The organism is Paraburkholderia sp. JPY465 (assembly GCF_050436725.1).
GTDB classification, from domain to species: Bacteria; Pseudomonadota; Gammaproteobacteria; order Burkholderiales; family Burkholderiaceae; genus Paraburkholderia; species Paraburkholderia youngii.
Genome location: NZ_JBNDMT010000002.1, coordinates 2,579,696 through 2,598,262 on the forward strand (window position 1 = coordinate 2,579,696; position 18,567 = coordinate 2,598,262).

The following is an 18,567-nucleotide window of genomic DNA, read 5'->3' on the forward strand; positions in this document are numbered from 1 at the left end:
CATGGAACTTGCCCTCCTCACCGTCAGTTTTCTAGTTTTCCTTTTTTTAGGTGTTCCGGTTTCATTCGCGCTGGGGCTGTCCTGCGTCCTGACCTATCTGTTCGAAGGTCTGCCGACCGCGACCGCGATGCAGGCGATGATCTCGGGCATGAACGGTTTCTCGTTCCTCGCGGTGCCGTTCTTCATCTTCTCCGGCGAGCTGATGCTCCACGGCGGCATCGCTGACCGCATCCTGCGTTTCGCGCAGGCTACGGTCGGCCATTTCCGCGGTGGCCTTGGCATGGCCAACGTGGTCGCCTGCACGCTGTTTGGCGGCGTGTCGGGTTCGCCGACCGCGGATACGTCGGCAATGGGCGGCGTCGTGATCCCGCTGATGAAGCGCGAAGGTTATAGCGCCGCATACGCGGTCAACGTGACCACGCACTCGTCGCTCGCCGGCGCGCTGATGCCGACGTCGACCAACATGATCATCTACGCGTTCGCGGCGCAAGGCGTGAGCGGCGTGCTGAACGGCAAGCAGATGAGCGGCGTGTCGATCGGCGATCTGCTGTTCTCCGGTCTGTTGCCGGTATTGTGGGTGATGGGCCTCGTGCTGGTCGCCGCATACTGGCAGGCTGTCAAGTTCGGCTATCCGCGCCGTCCCGACGGTTCGACCCAACTGCAGCGTTTCCCGGGCTGGATGGCGGTGCTGCGTACGTTCATCGGCGCGGTGCCGGGCCTGATGGTCATCGCGATCATTCTGTTCTGCGTGGCGCGCGGTATCGCCACTGCGACAGAGGCGGCCGCGATCGCCGTGGCTTACTCGCTGATATTGACCATCGTCGTGTACCGCACGTTGACGCTGAAGAAGCTCGGCCATGCGCTCGGCAAGGCCGCGAAGACGACCGGCGTGGTGCTGCTGCTGATTGGTGTGTCGAACATGCTGCGCTTCCAGATGGCCTATCTGGAGATCCCGGACGCGATCGAGCGCATGCTCGACGGCGCGACCTCGCTGCCGTGGCTGATGTTGCTGTACATCAACGTGATTCAGGTGTTCCTCGGTACGTTCGTCGACATGGCGGCGCACATCCTGATCACGACCCCGCTGTTCCTGCCGATGGCGATGCACAACGGCGTGGGTCCGGTTCAGTTCGGCATCATGATCCTGCTGAACTGCGCATTGGGTCTCGTGCATCCGCCGATTGGCTCGGTGCAGTTCATTGGTTGTGCGATTGGGAATGTGTCTATAGGGGAAACTACCAAGGTGGCTTGGCCGTATTACCTCGCTATCTTCTCGGCCATCAATATAGTCACCTATGTACCGTGGTTCTCGACCTGGCTGCCGAGCGTCATCAACGGCCATCCGGTGTTCTGATTCCAAATAAAGCGTTTTACCCACACTCGGCGGTGCTTGGATGGGCCGCGTCTGAAAGTTTTTAACAACGGAGTAGAAATGAAAAAGACTCTCTTAGCTTCGGCCTTGGGGTTGGTCGCCCTGGGCGCACATGCGCAAAGCAGCGTGACGCTTTACGGTATCGTCGATACGGGCCTGGGTTGGCAGAACAGCTCGGCATCGCTGACCACGGCAGCGAAACCGCAGACCGTCCCCGGCAACTCGCAAGTCAAGATGATCAACGGCATCTGGGCAGGCAGCCGTTTCGGTTTGAAGGGCTCGGAAGATCTGGGTGGCGGCACGAAGACCATTTTCCAATTGGAAGAAGGCTTTAACAGCGCAACGGGCGCGCAAGCCGTATCGGGTCTGGCATTCAACCGCCAGGCATGGGTCGGTCTGACGAACGCGCAGTTCGGTACGCTGACGGCAGGCCGCGGTTATACCTCGTACTACACCTTGCTCTCGCCGTACAGCCCGACCACGTGGCTGACCGGTGCATACGGCGCGCATCCGGGTGATATCGACTCGCTGGATACGACGTTCCGCGTGAACAACCAACTGGTCTATACGTCGCCGAGCTTTGGCGGTCTGACGGTTAGCGGTTCGTACGCACTGGGCGGCAACGCGGGCAGCTTCGCGGCCGGCCAAACGTGGAGCGTGGCGGCACAGTACCTGAACGGCCCGATCGGTATCGCGGCTGGTATCCAGCGCATCGACAACGCGGCAACCGTTGGCACCCCGGCGTGGAATTCGACGGCGTCGAACAACGGCGCTCAGCCGTCCGTTTCGGCAATCAACAACGGCTTCCAGACCGCCGCGAAGCAGCAGCGTGTTGCTGTGACGGGTGGTTATGCGTTCAACTCGCAGTGGGACGTTTCGTTCGCATACTCGAACGTTCAATACACTGCGGGCCAGGCTTCGCTGTTCCACGACACGCAGATCTGGAATACCGGTGGCGCAGTGCTGCACTGGAAGCCGATCTCGGTGCTGGATGTGGCCGCTGGCTATAGCTACACCCGTGCAACGTCGTCGAACGGCATTCAGAGCACGGCTACCTACAACCAGTTCAACCTGTCGCAGTACTACTCGCTGTCCAAGCGCACCGGCCTGTACGCACTCGAAGCGTATCAGCGCGCTAGCGGTCAGACGCTGTCGGGCAACGGCAAGTCGATCATCAACGCAGTGGCAAGCATCGGTGACGGCCAAAACGGTTCGCCGTCGTCGTCGCGCAGCCAGACCGCTGTCGGCGTTGGTATCATCCACAAGTTCTAAACAGTTACTGAACACGTGGCGGCACGTTGTTTTGCCGCCACATCGACGCGATTTTTTTCGCGTTGTAAGCCTCGAAAGCTGCGCACCTCACGTGCGCAGCTTTTTTTTCGATGCCTCTTTTTTATGCATCGAAGCGCTGGTCTCGCCGGCGCTTTTCGGGTCGATCAGGCCTCCGACCATAAACGCCCACCCGTTGCCCAGTTTTCGCGTTTAACGTCGGTCAGGATGATATCGACCGAGTTCGGCTCGACGCCGAGCGACTCGCAGGTGGCTTTCGTGATCGCTTCGACGAACTGGCGTTTCTGTTCCAGCGTACGGCCTTCGAAGAGTTCGATATGAAACGTGGGCATGACGTTGCTCCGTAGGGTTGAGGGTTGGGACTGAAATGAAGCGGACCGGCTCGGGCGTTCAGGCGCGATAACCTCGATCGAGTCGATCGAGTTTGCGCAGCAGCGCGGGCCATTCGAGCGCGCCTTCGATCGCGCTGCCATCGCAGAGCTGCTCCGCCGTGCGCGCGGCGACCGCGTCGCTCGGCACGACCAGCGGCGCGCCGCAGGTTTGCGCCTGGATCTGGATTTCACAGGCTTTCAGCAGCGTCGCCATCAGCACATAAGCTTCGGCAACCGTGCGTCCGAGCGTCAGCGTGCCGTGATTGCGCAACAGCATCGCGGGGTGATCGGCGAGATGCGCGACGAGGCGCTCGCCTTCGGCCGGCGTGAACGCGAGGCCTTCGTAGTCGTGATATGCAAGCTGGCCGTAGAAGCGCAGCGCGTGCTGCGACGCCGGCAGCAATCCTTCCGGCTGCGCGGACACGGCCACGCCCGCGGTGTTATGCAGATGCATCACACAGAACGCGTCGTCGCGCGCGGCATGCACGGCCGCGTGCAGCGCGAAGCCGGTGGCATTTACCGGATGTTCGCTGGCGCCGACGATATTGCCCGCGATGTCGATTTTCACGAGATTCGACGCGCATACCTCATCGAACGCGAGGCCGAACGGATTGATCAGGAAGTGGCCCGGTTCGCCGGGCACGCTCGCGGAAATGTGTGTGTAGATCAGATCGTCCCAGCCGTTGAGCGCGGCGAGTCGATAAGCGGCGGCCAGATCGATGCGGGTTTGCTGTTCCGCTTCCGACTGCGGACCGGTCTCGGCGATGCGGCCGGCGGGTGAGTGGGCGAACGACATATCTGTCTCCTGTCGGCTGGAGTGAGTGTTTCAGCACCGACTTCGGCGCCATGCGATGGATCGCCAAGGCAAGAAGGTTGCTGAATGCGAGGCCGTGCGACGCGCGAACCGGCTTGGGATGCTACCGCACAATCCCGCGCCGTTGGCGACAGCGCACGACCCAGCCTTGCGTTACGCGGCGCGGCGCCCCAGCGACTGGATGCTCCACGTTGCGAGCACGAACGGCGCGCTCATCGTAAGCCGACCGCAATGCAGGGCGGCCGCTTGCAACGGCACCGACATCGCGATGCCGCCGAGCATCGCCGCGTAGCCTGAGTCGGCTAGCGCGAGCGCGGTCAGCGCGCCGTTGAATCCTGACAGGCCGGCGTCGAATGAGGCAACGCTCGGCCGAGCAACAGATGCGCAGCACTGGCCAAGGTCGCGCCGCCCAGCGCATACAGCGCGGGTCTTCGCGAGGCGGCGGCAATCCCGAGCAGCACCACCACACCCGCTGGCGCGTCCGCCGCGAAGCCGGTCTGCGCAACGCCCGCGAGCACGCCGCTGACGAACCGCATCACGTCGAGCGGATGAGCGGCATGGGGACCCGCTGACAAGGAACGGCTCGCGATCAGCGGCAACCATAGCCACGTGACGATCAGGCACGGACTCGACAGATAGCCGAGCCGACGCACGCGCAAACAATGCCACCACGGTCGCAGCAGCCACGCGGTGGCCGTCGCCGCAAGAATCGCGACGGCCGACGCGCGCGCCGGATCGCCGATGAAGCTGAACGCGGCGAGGCCCGCCAGCGCGCCGTTGAAGCGGAGCAGGCCAGCGCGCAGGTCGGCGTCGGCCGAACCGGCGAGCACCGCGCTGACGTTGGCCGCGATCGCGCCGAGCAGCGCGGCGCACACGAGACGCGGCTCGCTCACCAGCCACGCGCCGAGCATGCACGCGCCGGTCGCGGCGTTCGATTGCAGCACGATCTGGCCGAAGCTGCGCAGCAGCGTGCGCAGCGGGGCGCTGAGCGAGGAAGAGGGCGCATCGGTCGCGGCGGCGTGCATCGGCGGCGGGTTCGGAGTCACGACAAACCGCGAGCATAGTCGAGCGGCCAACACTCAGGCATCTCGCGCGTTGATACTGGCTATTTGCCGGCCGTAAGCGCCTGGGTCGGGATTGACTCGCGCGCGGACTTTCGCGCTACGATGAAAGGCCGGCGCGCCCACTGCGCCGTTTCGCGAGGAGACACCGATGCGTGAATTACGATGGGCCTCGGAAGAGGGCGACGGCATCGAACATCTGGTATTCGATGCGCGCGACGACGGCTTCGCCGTGGAAAGCGTCGTGATCGGGCAGCGCTACGGCAAAACCTATGGGCTGCATTACTCGGTGCGCTGCGACGCGCGCTGGCGCACGCGCTACGCGCACCTGAAGATCGTTGGCGGCGGCGAGCTGGAATTGCATGGCGATGGCGAAGGCCATTGGCACGACGGGCACGGCCTCGCGCTGAGTGCGATCGAGGGCTGTATCGATATCGATATCGCCGCGACGCCGTACACGAATACGTTGCCGATCCGCCGGCTGCAACTGGCCGAGGGCGAACGTCAACCGATCGAAGTCGCGTACATCTCGACGCCCGACTTGCAGGTTACGCGCGCCGAGCAGGCATACACGTGCATCGAGTTGAATGGCGAGTACCGCTATGAAGGCATTTTTCGCGAGTTCACCGCCAATATGCGCGTGGATAGCGATGGCCTCGTGATCGACTATCCGACCTTGTTCGCGCGTTTGCCGCGCGCGCGTTAGGTTTAGCCTTTCGCTGTCGCGCTCACGCCGCGTCGTGCGCGCGGCGGCCTACCCGTGCGTGCCGCCTGCGGCGTTTGAAACGTCGTCGGGCCCGGTCGACGCTCCGCGGCCGAGCGTGCGTTGCATCAGCGTCGTGTCGAGCCAGCGGCCGTGCTTGTAGCCCACCGCCTTCAACGTGCCGGTCAGCTCGAAGCCAAGCTGCGTATGTAACGACAACGAGCCGCCGCTGCCGCCATCGGCGATCACCGCGATCATCTGACGCCACGGTCCGGTCTCGCAACGATCGATCAGCGCCTGTAGCAGCAAGCGTCCGATGCCGCGTCCGCGATATGCGTCGTTCACGTAGATCGAGTCTTCGATCGTGTTGCGATAGGCGGCGCGCGGGCGATACGGCGTCGCATAGCAATAGCCGGCGACGTCGCCGTCGATCTCCGCGACGATATACGGCAGTCCGTGGCTGCGCACGCTTGCGAGCCGCGCGCGCAGGTCGTCGACGGACGGCGGGGTTTCTTCGAACGACGCGACACCGGTCAGCACGTGACGCGCATAGATCGCCTGAATCGCGGGAAGGTCGGCTTCGGTAGCGTCGCGGATCAGCGGGACGTCGAGCGCAGGGCGGGTTGAACTCATGCGTGGTCCGGTCGTGGCCGGCTCAGTTTGACGGAAGCTTTGACTATGCCTGTCGCCGGTGCGGATTTGAAGCGGGTCAAAAATCGAATTGATCGAACTCGCTTTGCAACTCGCGATTGCGCGCCACGCGTTCGTCGATAGCCGGTCCGCGCCGTTCGACGACCGCCGAGATCAGCAGATTGAACAGACACGTCAGCGGCGCGAGCGAATCCCAGAACTGACCGACGTCGGTCTTCACCTGCAGCAGGTCGCCGTCGAAATCGCGCGCCCACGGACAGTAGATATCGGTGACGAGCGCGAACGGCAGCCCGCGTCGCGAGGCCGCCTGGCAATAGCGTCGTGCGATGGTCGAATAGGCGCGCGTGTCGGTGACGATCAGATACGGTGTGTTGAATTCCGAGTTCAGCGAATCGACGTAGGAACCCGACATGCCATCCGAATAGAACACGCGCGGGCGGATGTATTCGAGGTAGCTGTAGAACGCGTTGCTGATACCGCGCGTCGACTGGATGCCGAGGATGTAGACCGCATCGGCGTTCGCGATGCGCTCGGCGACGCGCGCAAAGGCCGGCGAGCGCGCGAGCTCGTATACATGCTGGATCGCACCGATTTCGAGTTCGAGCGATTGGGCGAGCGCCGCGTCGCTCGGCGAGGCGCCGTTAGCGACGCCCGGTTCATGCGGCTCACGGGTTTGCGCGCTGTCGCTCGGGCCACGGCGGAACGCGTCGAGCCGGTCCGTGATCAGCCAGGGGCGCTGCTGCGTGCCGCGCAGCTCGCGTTTCAGATCGTCGAGATTGCGATAGCCGACACTGCGCAGGAAGCGGCCGACCGAAATGCCGCTGGTGCCGGCCTGCTGCGCGATCTGGTCGGCGGTCTCGAGGCCGAGCCGGTCGAGATTCGCGAGCATATAGCTGGCGACGCGTTTAGACGTCGGCGTGAGTTCGGAAAAACGGGCTTCGACGGTTTGGGCAAAAGCGGTCGTCATCGTCAGTCGCGGCGCAAGGCGCTGGTTGTGCCAATCTGCGAAATGATGACATATCGACCCACGACTCGCGTCATTCGATCCTGAAAAAAGACGGTTTGCCGCGCGCTGGTCGAGCCGCGTCAGACCGCCCGCCGCGCCGGCGCCGCGCGCGAAAAATGCCGAGCGCCGGCCACGCAGGCGACCACGATCACGGTGACGATGATCATCGACGGCGGGACCTGTTCGTGCAGCAGCACGCCGGCGAGCAGCAGCCCGAAAAACGGTTGCAGCAACTGCAGTTGTCCGACCGCCGCGATCCCGCCGAGCGCGAGTCCTCGATACCAGAACACGAAGCCGATCAGCATGCTGAATAGCGACACGTACGCGAGTCCCCACAGCGCGGCGGCGCCGACACCGTCGAACGACACGGGCCGCGTCCACCAGGCGAGCGGCAGCATCAATGGCAGCGACAGCACGAGCGCCCACGAAATCACCTGCCAGCCGCCGAGGTGACGCGACAGCCGCGCGCCTTCCGCGTAACCGAGCCCGCACACGATGATCGCCGCGAGCATCAGCGCGTCGCCGAGCGGCGACGCGTCGATGCCGTGCCGCAGCGCGAACGCGGCCACCGCCGCGCTGCCAAGCGCCGAGAACAGCCAGAACGCGGGCTGTGGCCGCTCGCCGCCGCGCAGCACGCCGAAGATCGCGGTGGCGAGCGGCAGCAAACCGATGAACACGACCGCATGCGCGGCGCTCACATGCCGCAGCGCCAGCGCGGTCAGCAACGGAAAGCCGACCACGACGCCGAGCGCGACCACCACGAGCGGCAGCAGATCGCGGCGCTGCGGCCGCGTCTCGCGGAACACTAGCAACAGTAGAAGACCGAGAACGCCCGCGATCGTCGCGCGCGCCACGGTCAGAAAGACCGGATCGAGTCCCTGCACGGCCAGCCGCGTGGCCGGCAGCGAGCCGCTGAAAATCAGCACGCCCGCGAAACCGCTGAGCCAGCCGTTGGTGGTCTTGTCCATTGCGAACATCCCTGCGCTGAAAAAGTCACATGATGCGCGCCGCGGCCGTAAACGTTAAGCTACAGATCAGTACAGTTTGCACGAACTGTACTGAACATGGAGCAGTACAGATGGCGCAAAGCGACAACAACGAGACGGTGCCGGGCACGCGCGTCGGCCTCGTGATGGACAATCTGCGCGAGCGCATCGCGAGCCGCTCGCTGATGCCGGGCGCGCGCGTGCCGTCGATTCGCGCGATGACCGACACGCTCGGCGTGTCGAAGTCGACCGTGGTGGAAGCCTACGACCGTCTCGTCGCGGAAGGCGTGATCGTCGCGCGGCGCGGCTCCGGCTTCTTCGTGTCGGGCCATGCGCCGCCGCTCGCGCTCGCCGATCTGGGACCGCGACTCGATCGCGAGGTCGACCCGCTGTGGCTCACGCGGCAGTCGCTGGAAACCGGCTCGAAAGCGCTGAAGCCAGGCTGCGGCTGGATGCCGGCTTCGTGGCTGCCGGAAGATGGCGTGCGGCGCGCGCTGCGTGCGCTCGCCCGTGATCCGCAGTCACTGCTCGCCGACTACGCGAGCCCGGCCGGCTTGCCCGCGCTGCGTCAGCAGCTTGCGTGGCGGCTGTCTGCGCACGGCGTCGATGCGCCGCCCGAGCAGATCCTGCTGACCGACGGCGGCACTCATGCGCTCGATCTCGTGTGCCGCTTCCTGCTCGAACCCGGCGACACGGTGTTGATCGACGATCCGTGCTACTTCAATTTTCAGGCGTTGCTGCGCGCGCATCGCGTGCGGATCGCGAGCGTGCCGTACACGCCGCAGGGGCCGGATCTCGCGGCGTTCGAGCGCGTTCTGATCGAGCAGCGTCCGCGGCTTTACGTGACGAACTCGGCGATCCACAATCCGACCGGCGCGACGCTCGCGCCGGCCGTCGCGCATCGGCTGCTGAAGCTCGCGGGCGAGCACGATCTGCTGATCGTCGAGGACGACATCTTCGCGGACTTCGAAGACGAACCTGCGCCGCGCCTCGCCGCGTTCGACGGGCTCTCCCGCGTCGTGTCGATCGGCAGCTTTTCGAAGACGCTATCGGCGGCGGTGCGCTGCGGCTATATCGCCGCGCGGGCCGAATGGGTCGAACCGCTGATCGATCTGAAGCTCGCGACCTCGTTCGGCAATGGTCAGCTCGCGGCGAGCGTCGTGCATCGGATGCTCGTCGACGGTACCTATCGGCGTCATCTCGAGGCGATGCGCGCGAAGCTGGCCGATGCGATGGGAGAGACCGTCAGGCGTCTCGGCTATGCGGGCCTCGATATCTGGACACGGCCGCGTGCGGGCCTGTTCGTGTGGGCGCGCTTGCCCGGGGCGCTCGATGCCGCCGACATCGCCCGTCATGCGTTGACGGCGGGCGTCGTGCTCGCGCCGGGCAATGTGTTCAGCGCGTCGCAAGCGGCGGCGGGTTTTCTGCGTTTCAACGTGTCGCAATGCAATCGACCGAAGGTGTACGAGGCATTGCAACGGGCGATGGATGCGTGCGCGCTGTCGGCCGACGCGGGGCGCGAGCGCGTCTGAGACGAACCGGATCGAATCGGGCGCTCGCAGTCCTTGCTACAGCGTTATTTGCACAGCAGAAGCATCCGCTCCTGTTCCGAGCAGGGCGTGTGCGGTTTCGGCGCGGGTTGCGCGGCCGCCGCGCTCATCGCCGCGCTGCGGTTCGCGAGACACGCGCGCAGGTGCTTCTCGACCGGACCGTAATACTTCCATCCGCGTACGAGCGTCGGCAATTCGAGCTTCACCTGTTTCCATTTCGGATGGCCGTGCTCCTGCAGATTGTCGAAGTTCGCGCACAACGAGTCGGCGAAATGATTCAGATTGCTGACGGTGTCGCGCAAGCCATAGTCGTAGGTGACCAGAAACGCTTTGACCGTGAGGCCCGGCACGTCTTCCTTCAACCAGCCTGGGTAGCTGCTCTGACGGATCGTCGTCGGAAAGTAGGTTTGTTTTGCGCGGTTCGTCTCCGGCGCGTTGGGATCGGCGGGCAACAGACGCAGTTGCGACAGCAGGTCGGGCTTCATGCTGGTGAACAGATTTGCCGGCTGCCCGACCACGATGATCGCGACGTCGATCTTCTTCACGATCAGCGCGGCGAGCGCGTCCTCGTTGCTCAGATGCACGACGTTCTGCTCGGGAATCGGCTGGCCGAACATCAGGCGGTAGAGCGTCGTCGCCGACTGCGCAGTGCCGCTGCCTAGCAGACCGACGCTGATGGTCTTGTCCTTGATGTCGGCGAGCGTCTTCAGCGGCGAATCCGCCCGCACGACGACATTAATTTCCTCGTCGTAGAGCGGCATGATCAGTCGCAGCGGCCGGATCGTCGTGCCCGCATCGGGGTTGCCCGTGTTGGCCATATCGATGAACGCCTGGTACACGTCGGACTGCACGAGCGCGAGCTTCACGCCGGGCTCGAAACGCATGCGCTGCACGTTTTCGGCCGAGCCTTTCGACGCCACCACTTCGAGGTCGATACCGACCGGCTGGGCCACCCATTTCGACAGGTCGTTGCCGATCTGGATATAGGTGCCGCGCTCCGGTCCGGTGACGATTTTGTAGTGCGCGGGTTCGGCGCCGGCCAGCGAACATACGACCAGTACCACCAGCCCCAGCCAGCCTGCGAGAAGTCTCTTCAGCATGGTCTTTCTACCTATCGGTCAGGTTGATCCCGCTTCACGCGTGGCGCGTGGAAGCACCAGTGATCCGGTTGCCATGTCATGTTCAAACTGCTGCCAGGGCCGCTCCGTCTGTTGCCGCTCAGAGAGCGCACGATTATGTGCGAATCGGCACAGACGGCGACCATCTGATCTGGTATGCGAAGCAATGCTTTCGCGCGACGGCGCAGTCGCTTGCGTCTCCGCGACCCTGAGCGGAGGGTCGCGTCGCGCGTGAGCGCTAGTTGCTCCGCGACGTCGCCTGCAGCATGCCGGCGGGCAGCGGTACCTGCAGTTGCGCCTGCGCGAGCGGCGCGCCCGGCGCGGCGTCCGTCGCCGCATGCGGCGGAGTCAGCGGCGCCCAGCCGGTCTCGCGGATCACGCGCTCGAGGATCACTTTCGCCGCGTCGTTGCTGCTGTCGATCGCGAGCGCCTCGTTCGCGTGCTGACGCGCGCACGGCCACGACTGCTGCGCGACGCAGACCTGCGCGGCCTGCAGCGCAGTATCGCGACGCTGGACCAGCGGCCGCATCTGATCGGCCAGAACCTGCACGTCGCTGTTTCCCGGTTGAAACGTTTGCGCGGCAGCGAGAGCGGCCTGCGCGGCGGATAGGTCGTTGGCGCGGAACGCGGTCCTCGCGACCTGCAGCGCCTGAGCGGCGTCGTGCAATTGCGTCGCGGGCCGCACGGGCGTCGCGGCCAGCGGCGGCGTGACAGGTGGCGCAGCCGGTGTCGCTGGAATGACGGGAACCGCGGGCACGACGGGCGCGGGCTTCGCCGCCAGTTCGGTCACGGGCGGTGGCGCCGGCCTGGTCGCGGCCGGCGCGTGCGCGGTCTGTGCTTGAGCAATCACCGGTGCGGACGCAAGCGGCGCGATCATGCCGGTCGTCGTTGTGCGGGCATCCTGAGTAATCTGCTCGACGCCTTTATCTTCCGACTCGCCACCGTCGCTGAATAACGTATAAGCGATATACGCCAGGCCGATCGCGATGACCGCGCCGATCACATATAGCACGCGCCAGATCGTCTGCGCGGTGTTGCTTGGCGCGTACATCGGATCTTCGTAAGGCGGGATAGCGGTGTCGGTCGACACGAGCGCCGTGTGCATGATCGGCTCGCTCTGCAACAGAGATTCGGACGCCATCGCGGCAGAGGCGATGACGGGCTCATCCCGTGTGCCGAGCTCGTCGTCGAAGCGAGGCAGCGGCTTGTGCGTGGCGCTCGCGCGGCTACCTGGAATACCGGTGCGGATGTGCGGATCGTCCTGCTCGAACGGATGCGCAGCGCCACAGTAGGGGCAGGCGTCGACTTGTCGGTACAGTGCGCCACCGCAGCGTTTGCAGGGCGTGGGGAAACTTTGGCCGGTTGCTGTCTGGGTGGACATGCCGTGGACCCACCTTTGGAAAACGATGCCGTAAAGGCATGCTCCGGATCGTGTTGAGGCAGGAGCCTTGTCCGCGGAATCACGATCCACATGCGCCGGAGGTCGCGGAGACGTAGGCCGCGCCTGCGTTTCCACGGTTTCCAATATGTGATGTTTCACGGGGGACGTCAACGCGGTAGGCCCCTGGATTGTGTGCGCTACCGCTCATTCGGAGGTATGAAGAAACTTCGGCGATACGCTCGAAACGCATATATGTGTCTGTTGTTTCACGACAAATGCACGCTGCGCGCCACACGTAGTGAGCGCGACAAAAAAACAACGAGGCCGACGCGTTGCGCGTGCGGCCTCGTGATCACCCGGCTATTGGATACTTGCCGGTAAGCGTTTGCATCAGCATCCGGATCAGGCGTAGAAGAACGCTCAGTGCTTGCGCAACGGATGATCCTTCAGCAGCCACGCCAGCGCGAACGCGAGCACCACGACGCAGGCGGCCGACAGATACACGGTATGCAACGCGCCAGCGAACGCATGCAGATAGTCGTTGCGCAATGCTTCGGGTAGCTGATGAATCGCGGCGGGACCCAGGGCCTGCGGAAGTTCGGTATCGGGCGGGATCAACTTTTCGAGGCGTGCGGCGAGTCCGTTCGAAAACACCGCGCCGAAACCGGCCACGCCGATCGAGCCGCCGATCGAGCGAAACAGCGTGACGCCGGACGTCGCCACCCCCATATGCTTGAACTCGACGGTGTTCTGGACCGCGAGGACCAGCACCTGCATCACCATGCCGAGGCCGCAGCCGAGCAGACCCATGTACAGATACATCACATGAATCGGCGTATCGATCTGCAGACGCGCGAGCAGCAGCATCGCCACCGAGACGAGGAACGTGCCCATGATCGGGAACAGCCGATACTTGCCGATCTTGCTGATCAGGCGGCCCGTCACCATCGACAGGATGAACAGGCCGCCCATCATCGGCAGCATCTGCATGCCGGCTTGCGACGGCGTGGAGCCCTTCACCACCTGCAGATAGAGCGGAATGAACGTCACGGAGCCGAACAGCGATACGCCGATGATGAAGCTCACGAGGCTGCTGATCAGAAACGTGCGTTGCTTGAACAGTCCGAGCGGCATGATCGGTTCGACCGCGCTGCGCTCTTCGTGAATGAAGCCCCAGATCGCTACGAGGCCCATGCCGAGCGTGAACCATAGTTGCGGCGAGGTCCACGGCAGAATCGTGCCGCCCTGGCTCGTGAACAGGATGATGCAGGTCAGCGCGCCGGCGAGAAACGCGGCGCCCATGTAGTCGATCGTGTGCTTGACGTGGCGCACGTGCGGCTTGAACACCGCGCCGATCACGATCAGCGACAGGATGCCGAGCGGCAGGTTGATGTAGAAGATCCAGCGCCAGGTCAGATGCTCGACCAGAAAACCGCCGAGCAGCGGACCGATGACGGTCGCGAGACCGAAGATGCCGCCGAACACGCCCTGATAGCGGCCACGCTCAGCGGGCGGAATCACGTCCGCGATCGCCGCCATCGTCACGACGAGCAGGCCGCCGCCGCCAAGGCCTTGCAGCGCGCGCAGCACGATCAGTTGGCTCATGTTTTGCGCGATGCCGCACAGCGCCGAGCCAACGAGAAAGATGACGATCGCCGTCTGTAGAACGATCTTGCGGCCGAACAGGTCGCCGAACTTGCCGTACAGCGGCACGACGATCGTCGAGCTGAGCAGGTAGGCGGTCACGACCCAGGACAGGTTATTGAGCCCGCCCAGATCGCCGACGATGGTGGGCAGCGCGGTCGACACGATCGTCTGGTCGAGCGCGGCGAGCAGCATGACCAGCAGCAGCGCCGGAAACAGCAGCCGGATCGGCGGATGATCGGCTGCGCCTGCGGCCGAGGCTGCGGCTGGGCGGGATTCCTCGGGCGCGGAGTCGGCGGACAGGGTCGTAGCAGGTTGTTCCATGGTGGCAACGCGTTGAAATTAATTAACCGAAAGATTAATATATGCGACATCGCCTCTCACGTCAAATTCAATGCAATGACAAGGATCTCATCTGATGACGCCGCGGCGGACCACGCCGTGACAGATGCGGGGCCATCCGCGCGGATTGCCGCGAAAGAGCGGGGCGCGTCGAAGTCCAAACTCGAGGGGACACAAGCGGATACGCAAGCCGCGAATCCCGCAAGTGTCGCGCCAAGCGGGACGCCCGCCCGCCGCCCCGGCCGGCCGACGGGCGCCGCGCGCGGCCCCGAGCAGCGCGCGCGCTTGCTCGACGCTGCGCTGACGCTGTTCGCAAGGCAGGGCATCGTCGAGACATCGCTCGGTGAGATCGCCCGCGAGGCCGGCTTCACGCCCGCGATGGTGCACTACTACTTCAAGACACGCGATCAGCTGCTCGACGTACTGATCGACGAGTGTTTCGCGCCGTTGCGCGCGAGCCTCGGTCTGCCGTTCCAGGAACATCCCGACGATCCTGTCGCGGCGATCACGCAGCTCACCGAGCGGCTCGTGCAGATCGCCAGCGATAACCCCTGGTTCGCATCGCTATGGATTCGCGAAGTGATCAGCGACGGCGGACTGCTGCGCCAGCGCATGCATGAGCGTTTCGGTTTCGCGCATCAGAAGGAGTCGCTGCTGGCGATCGCGCGCTGGCAGAAGGAGGGCCGCCTGAATGCGTCGCTCGAACCCGCGCTCGTGTTCGTCACGCTGCTCGGCATGACGATTCTGCCGCTCGCCACTTCGAAGCTGTGGCGTAATGATCCATTGCGCCGCAATATCGGCGGCGCGGAGATCGCACGGCACGCGGTGGCGTTGCTGGTACAGGGCATCGGACCCGGCAAGGGCGCTTGAACCGGCGGCCGGTGTGACACATCGGTCGCCGTGTCGGTTGAAAAGGCGCTAGATTTTGCGGTTTTTCTTCCACTCGTCGAACGCCGCCTTCGTCTCGTCGTTCGGCGGATAGGTGCCGGGCAGCACAGCGCCGGCGCGAATCCTTTCGGTTAGAAACGCTTCGAGCCGTTCCTGCTCGGCCGCGGCCTGCGCGACCTCGTCGGCCGTCTTCAGCGGAATCACGACGACCCCGTCCCCATCGCCGACGATCACGTCACCTGGAAACACCGCGACGCCGCCACAGCCGATCGGCACGTTGATGTCGACCGCGTGATGGCGGATCAGATTGGGCGGCGCGCTCGCGCCGGCGCAAAACACCGGCATGTCGAGCGCGGCGATCGTCGCGCTGTCGCGCACCGGGCCGTCGGACACCATGCCGGCCACGCCGCGCACCTGCAAACGCAGCGACAGAATCGATCCGAACGACGCGCTGCCGCGCTCGCCGCGGCAATCCTGCACGAGCACATGGCCCGGCGGAATGGTCTCGACGCATTTGCGTTGCGCGTAGTCAGGGTCCGCGAATAGCTCCAGCACGTCGATGTCTTCGCGCGATGGGATATTGCGCAGCGTGAACGCCGGCCCAACCAGATTCGCGCCGCGGCGCGGAGCGAGCGGTGCGACGCCCTGCATGAAGGTATTGCGCAGACCGCGCTTGAACAACTGCGTGGTCAGCGTGGCGGTGCTGACGTGACGAAGGATCTCGAGCGTCGCGGTGCAAAGCGCGGGCGATGTGGCGGACATGGTGTCGGGTGACCTCGGGTTGAGATGAAGAGACATCAATAGATGCGTGCGGGCAGCCGCGAACCGCAGCATGCCGCGCATGCGCGCCCACGATGATAGCGCCGCGGCGCCAACGGTTAGCGGGTAAGCGCCAATACATCTTTGTGTCATCGGCACGCGCGACCGGCCCCTCTTCACGTGACGCGAACCGCTGCAGCGAGGCACGCGACATGCTTGCAGAGTCGTCGGGTGCGAGCGGCGCAACACGAACGACAGCGCCGCGTCGCGCAAACAATACGAAGGACAGAATCGATACCGGGCGGAGAAGGCCGTACGAACGGGGTTCGTGCGAACCGCGCCGGAACATCGGGTGCCGGCAATCGGCGAGCCGCGGAAAAACTGCGGACACTCAGCAGCTAAATCGCGGCATGCGTCGAGCGCCGTTTTTTCATCGACGTGCAATTTTGGCGCGTTACCGTGCGCACGCGTTGTACTCGGGAAGGTGCTCAGCAATGTTTTACAATCGCGGACCTGTCTGCAACTCGGCGTGCGAAATCGAGTCGGAACCATGGACAGCAACACCTCGGCCGCGCAAATCGGCGGCAATCAGCAGAGTGAAACATTGGCCACTTCCGATGGCCTAACCGGTTTTCCAGAGCAACAACATACGATGAATGCAGCAATGAGGCTCGATCAGGCCACGATCGTGCTTGTAGAGGACGACCCCGACAGCCGGGAATCGTTGACCTTGCTACTCGAGGCGGAAGGCGCGAAGGTATGCGCGGTCGCCGATGCGGAAGAGGGTGTCGTGGCGGCGATGGAGTTGCTTCCCGACGCGGTCGTCTGCGACCTCGACTTGCCGACCATGGATGGCTTCTATCTGATCCAGCGGCTTCGCGACCACGAGATTTGCGGCGGCCATTCGCCCGCGGTGGCGGTGGCGCTGACCGGCCACACCGACGACGCCTACCGCCTGCGCAGCATCGGCGAAGGCTTCCAGCATTTCATGACCAAACCCGCGTTACCCGAAGCGCTCGTGACGTTGCTGCGCGACGCGATCGACGCCCGCGCGGCGGGGTGATCGCCGCTTCGCAACGGGCTCGCAGCGGGCTTTCGTGGAAGTGAGTAGTAGCAGGCCGGCGCGCGGCGGGAAGACGTCGTTTCGCGGAGCAGCGCACGGCCATCGACGCTTCGCGGCGCATCACACCGCGTTGCGCACCCGACGCGTAGCGCGCCGCTATTTGGCCGCGGCCACCGGCGCGGCTTCGCCAGCCATTGCGGCCGCCTGACAGGCCGCACAGAGACCCTTCAACTCTATTTCGTCGCTCGCGAGCCGATAGCCCGCGTCTTCGATCTGCGCGATGAGCGCCTGGCGCAGCTTCGGTTGATGCAGCTCGGTGACGCTGCCGCATTGCTGGCATACGACGAGAATGCCGTGCTGGCATTGCGTCAGATCATGGCAGACGGTGAACGCATTGATCGACTCGATTCGATGCACGAGTCCCGCCGACAGCAAAAAATCCAACGCGCGATAGACGGTTGGCGGCGCCGAGCCCGGGTGAATCTGGCGCATTTCGTCGAGCAGCGAATAGGCCTTGGTCGCGCGTCCCGAGTTCAGCAGGAGTTCGAGCACCTTGCGCCGGATCGGCGTGAGTTTTTCGCCGCGCTCGCGGCAATATTCCTCGGCCAGTGCGAGAGCCGCTTCCTGCGACGGCTGATGCACGTCGTGATGCACATGATGATCGTGCGCATCGGCGGCGGTGGCGGCAGGCGCGGGAGTGACCGGATGGCCGGTTGCGGCGGGCTTGGCGGTTTTCATGCGTCGATTATAGAGGCATGCGCGGTGGGCCGCCGCGCCGGTCGCGGGATCGGCGCGGCACAGGCGCGCGGGCGGCGATCACGGAGTCGCCGATGAACCGGCCGTTCAGGTCAACGGAAAATCCACGTACTTCTTGAACCCGGTGCGCGTGGTTAGACGCGAATACCAGCGCTCCAGACTCGGCAGCGGCGGCCGCTGCAAACCGTCGAGGCCGAACCAGCGCTTCGCGTACGCGCCGATCACGATATCGGCGAGCGTGAACTTGTCGCCTTCGAGAAAGAAGCGGCCCTGCAGATGCGTGTCGAGCAGGCGCCACAGCACGGTGACCGCCTGCACGTCGGCCGCGAGTTTGGCGGTGTCGCGCTCGGCCTCCGGCGTGCGCACGAGCGACCAGAACACCGGACGTTCCACCGGCTGCAGCGTCGACAGCGACCAGTCCAGCCAGCGGTCGATGCTCGCGCGCAGTTTCGGCTCGGCCGGATACAGCAGGCTCGATTCGCCGTATTGCATCGCCAGATAGCGCAGGATCGAGTTGGATTCCCACAGCACGAAGTCGTCGTCGACCAGCGTCGGGATCTTGCCGGTCGGATTCATCGCTAGATAGTCGGGTTCGTTGTTGCGGCCGAATTGCAGGCCCGCGTCGATGCGGTCGAATGGCAGTACGAGTTCGTCGCAGCACCACAAAACTTTCTGGACGTTGACTGAATTGGTACGTCCCCAGATCGTAATCATCCGGTAAATCCTTTTCTGTTACGGTTGGCAAGCCGCGCCTCGCGCGCGGCGTTCAGCCAGTTACGATACACGATGCGCGAAGCTTTGCGCGGCATCCG

At 64.4% G+C, this 18,567-nt stretch carries 17 protein-coding genes and 1 pseudogene; 6 read left to right on the forward strand and 12 right to left on the reverse strand.

Translation table 11 applies throughout. From position 1 onward, the window contains the following. Position 1 precedes the first annotated feature (1 nt). Together QFZ94_RS14000 and QFZ94_RS14005 are read left to right on the forward strand one after the other, a co-directional pair. Positions 2-1,354 (forward strand): TRAP transporter large permease, encoded by a 1,353-nt coding sequence (locus tag QFZ94_RS14000; RefSeq protein ID WP_368585324.1) that lies wholly within the window; start codon positions 2-4, stop codon positions 1,352-1,354. Between the two features lie 78 nt (positions 1,355-1,432). Beyond that, a complete protein-coding gene (locus QFZ94_RS14005) occupies positions 1,433-2,644 on the forward strand; it encodes a porin (RefSeq protein WP_368585325.1) in 1,212 nt (403 codons plus the stop codon). A gap of 164 nt (positions 2,645-2,808) precedes the next feature. Here the strand turns inward: QFZ94_RS14005 and QFZ94_RS14010 are convergent, their stop codons facing one another. The 3 genes and pseudogenes from QFZ94_RS14010 to QFZ94_RS14020 all read right to left on the reverse strand — a co-directional run bounded on the left by QFZ94_RS14010 (position 2,809) and on the right by QFZ94_RS14020 (position 4,872). Further along, positions 2,809-3,135, reverse strand: a complete 327-nt coding sequence (locus QFZ94_RS14010; protein WP_429457552.1) for a 4-oxalocrotonate tautomerase — start codon at positions 3,133-3,135, stop codon at positions 2,809-2,811. Next, positions 3,053-3,829, reverse strand: a complete 777-nt coding sequence (locus QFZ94_RS14015; protein WP_429457554.1) for a class II aldolase/adducin family protein — start codon at positions 3,827-3,829, stop codon at positions 3,053-3,055. The genes QFZ94_RS14010 and QFZ94_RS14015 overlap by 83 nt, the downstream gene beginning before the upstream one ends. Positions 3,830-4,000: 171 nt before the next feature. Beyond that, positions 4,001-4,872 (reverse strand): annotated as a pseudogene (locus QFZ94_RS14020) (urea transporter). Positions 4,873-5,059: 187 nt separating this feature from the next. Between QFZ94_RS14020 and QFZ94_RS14025 the strand changes: the two are divergent. After that, positions 5,060-5,614 carry a putative glycolipid-binding domain-containing protein gene (locus QFZ94_RS14025; RefSeq protein WP_410849932.1) on the forward strand — a complete coding sequence of 185 codons (555 nt, stop codon included), beginning with the start codon at positions 5,060-5,062 and terminating at the stop codon, positions 5,612-5,614. Between the two features lie 48 nt (positions 5,615-5,662). Here QFZ94_RS14025 and QFZ94_RS14030 read toward each other — a convergent pair whose 3' ends face one another. The 3 genes from QFZ94_RS14030 to QFZ94_RS14040 all read right to left on the reverse strand — a co-directional run bounded on the left by QFZ94_RS14030 (position 5,663) and on the right by QFZ94_RS14040 (position 8,236). After that, on the reverse strand, positions 5,663-6,244 hold the full coding sequence (locus QFZ94_RS14030; RefSeq protein WP_429457556.1) for an N-acetyltransferase family protein: 582 nt from the start codon (positions 6,242-6,244) through the stop codon (positions 5,663-5,665). Positions 6,245-6,320: 76 nt separating this feature from the next. Further along, positions 6,321-7,229: a sap1 transcriptional regulator SapR gene (gene sapR, locus QFZ94_RS14035; RefSeq protein WP_429457558.1), complete on the reverse strand. Its 909-nt coding sequence runs from the start codon at positions 7,227-7,229 to the stop codon at positions 6,321-6,323. A gap of 119 nt (positions 7,230-7,348) precedes the next feature. Then, positions 7,349-8,236, reverse strand: a complete 888-nt coding sequence (locus QFZ94_RS14040) for a DMT family transporter (RefSeq protein ID WP_429457560.1) — start codon at positions 8,234-8,236, stop codon at positions 7,349-7,351. A gap of 110 nt (positions 8,237-8,346) precedes the next feature. Between QFZ94_RS14040 and QFZ94_RS14045 the strand changes: the two genes are divergently transcribed. Next, positions 8,347-9,786: a PLP-dependent aminotransferase family protein gene (locus tag QFZ94_RS14045; RefSeq protein ID WP_429457562.1), complete on the forward strand. Its 1,440-nt coding sequence runs from the start codon at positions 8,347-8,349 to the stop codon at positions 9,784-9,786. 44 nt (positions 9,787-9,830) lie between these two features. On the opposite strand, the gene QFZ94_RS14050 is transcribed toward QFZ94_RS14045, so the two are convergent. From QFZ94_RS14050 to QFZ94_RS14060, 3 genes are all read right to left on the reverse strand, one after another. Further along, a complete protein-coding gene (locus tag QFZ94_RS14050) occupies positions 9,831-10,904 on the reverse strand; it encodes a TAXI family TRAP transporter solute-binding subunit (protein WP_429457564.1) in 1,074 nt (357 codons plus the stop codon). 256 nt (positions 10,905-11,160) lie between these two features. Beyond that, the gene (locus tag QFZ94_RS14055) at positions 11,161-12,303 is read right to left on the reverse strand and encodes a hypothetical protein (RefSeq protein ID WP_429457566.1); all 1,143 of its coding nucleotides are present in this window, start codon (positions 12,301-12,303) and stop codon (positions 11,161-11,163) included. A gap of 420 nt (positions 12,304-12,723) precedes the next feature. Continuing rightward, complete coding sequence (locus QFZ94_RS14060; RefSeq protein ID WP_368585335.1) at positions 12,724-14,271, reverse strand: MDR family MFS transporter; 1,548 nt, start codon at positions 14,269-14,271, stop codon at positions 12,724-12,726. Between the two features lie 75 nt (positions 14,272-14,346). On the opposite strand from QFZ94_RS14060, the gene QFZ94_RS14065 reads away from it, so the two are divergent. Then, positions 14,347-15,159 (forward strand): TetR/AcrR family transcriptional regulator, encoded by an 813-nt coding sequence (locus tag QFZ94_RS14065; protein ID WP_429457568.1) that lies wholly within the window; start codon positions 14,347-14,349, stop codon positions 15,157-15,159. Positions 15,160-15,207: 48 nt separating this feature from the next. Here QFZ94_RS14065 and QFZ94_RS14070 read toward each other — a convergent pair whose 3' ends face one another. Further along, complete coding sequence (locus QFZ94_RS14070; protein ID WP_429457570.1) at positions 15,208-15,939, reverse strand: ribonuclease activity regulator RraA; 732 nt, start codon at positions 15,937-15,939, stop codon at positions 15,208-15,210. 547 nt (positions 15,940-16,486) lie between these two features. Here QFZ94_RS14070 and QFZ94_RS14075 point away from each other — a divergent pair. Next, positions 16,487-16,999 carry a response regulator gene (locus tag QFZ94_RS14075; protein WP_176105726.1) on the forward strand — a complete coding sequence of 171 codons (513 nt, stop codon included), beginning with the start codon at positions 16,487-16,489 and terminating at the stop codon, positions 16,997-16,999. Between the two features lie 156 nt (positions 17,000-17,155). On the opposite strand, the gene QFZ94_RS14080 is transcribed toward QFZ94_RS14075, so the two are convergent. Together QFZ94_RS14080 and QFZ94_RS14085 are read right to left on the reverse strand one after the other, a co-directional pair. Then, positions 17,156-17,737 carry a Fur family transcriptional regulator gene (locus QFZ94_RS14080; RefSeq protein WP_410849922.1) on the reverse strand — a complete coding sequence of 194 codons (582 nt, stop codon included), beginning with the start codon at positions 17,735-17,737 and terminating at the stop codon, positions 17,156-17,158. Between the two features lie 105 nt (positions 17,738-17,842). Then, a complete protein-coding gene (locus QFZ94_RS14085) occupies positions 17,843-18,469 on the reverse strand; it encodes a glutathione S-transferase family protein (protein ID WP_429457573.1) in 627 nt (208 codons plus the stop codon). Between the last annotated feature and the right edge of the window lie 98 nt (positions 18,470-18,567).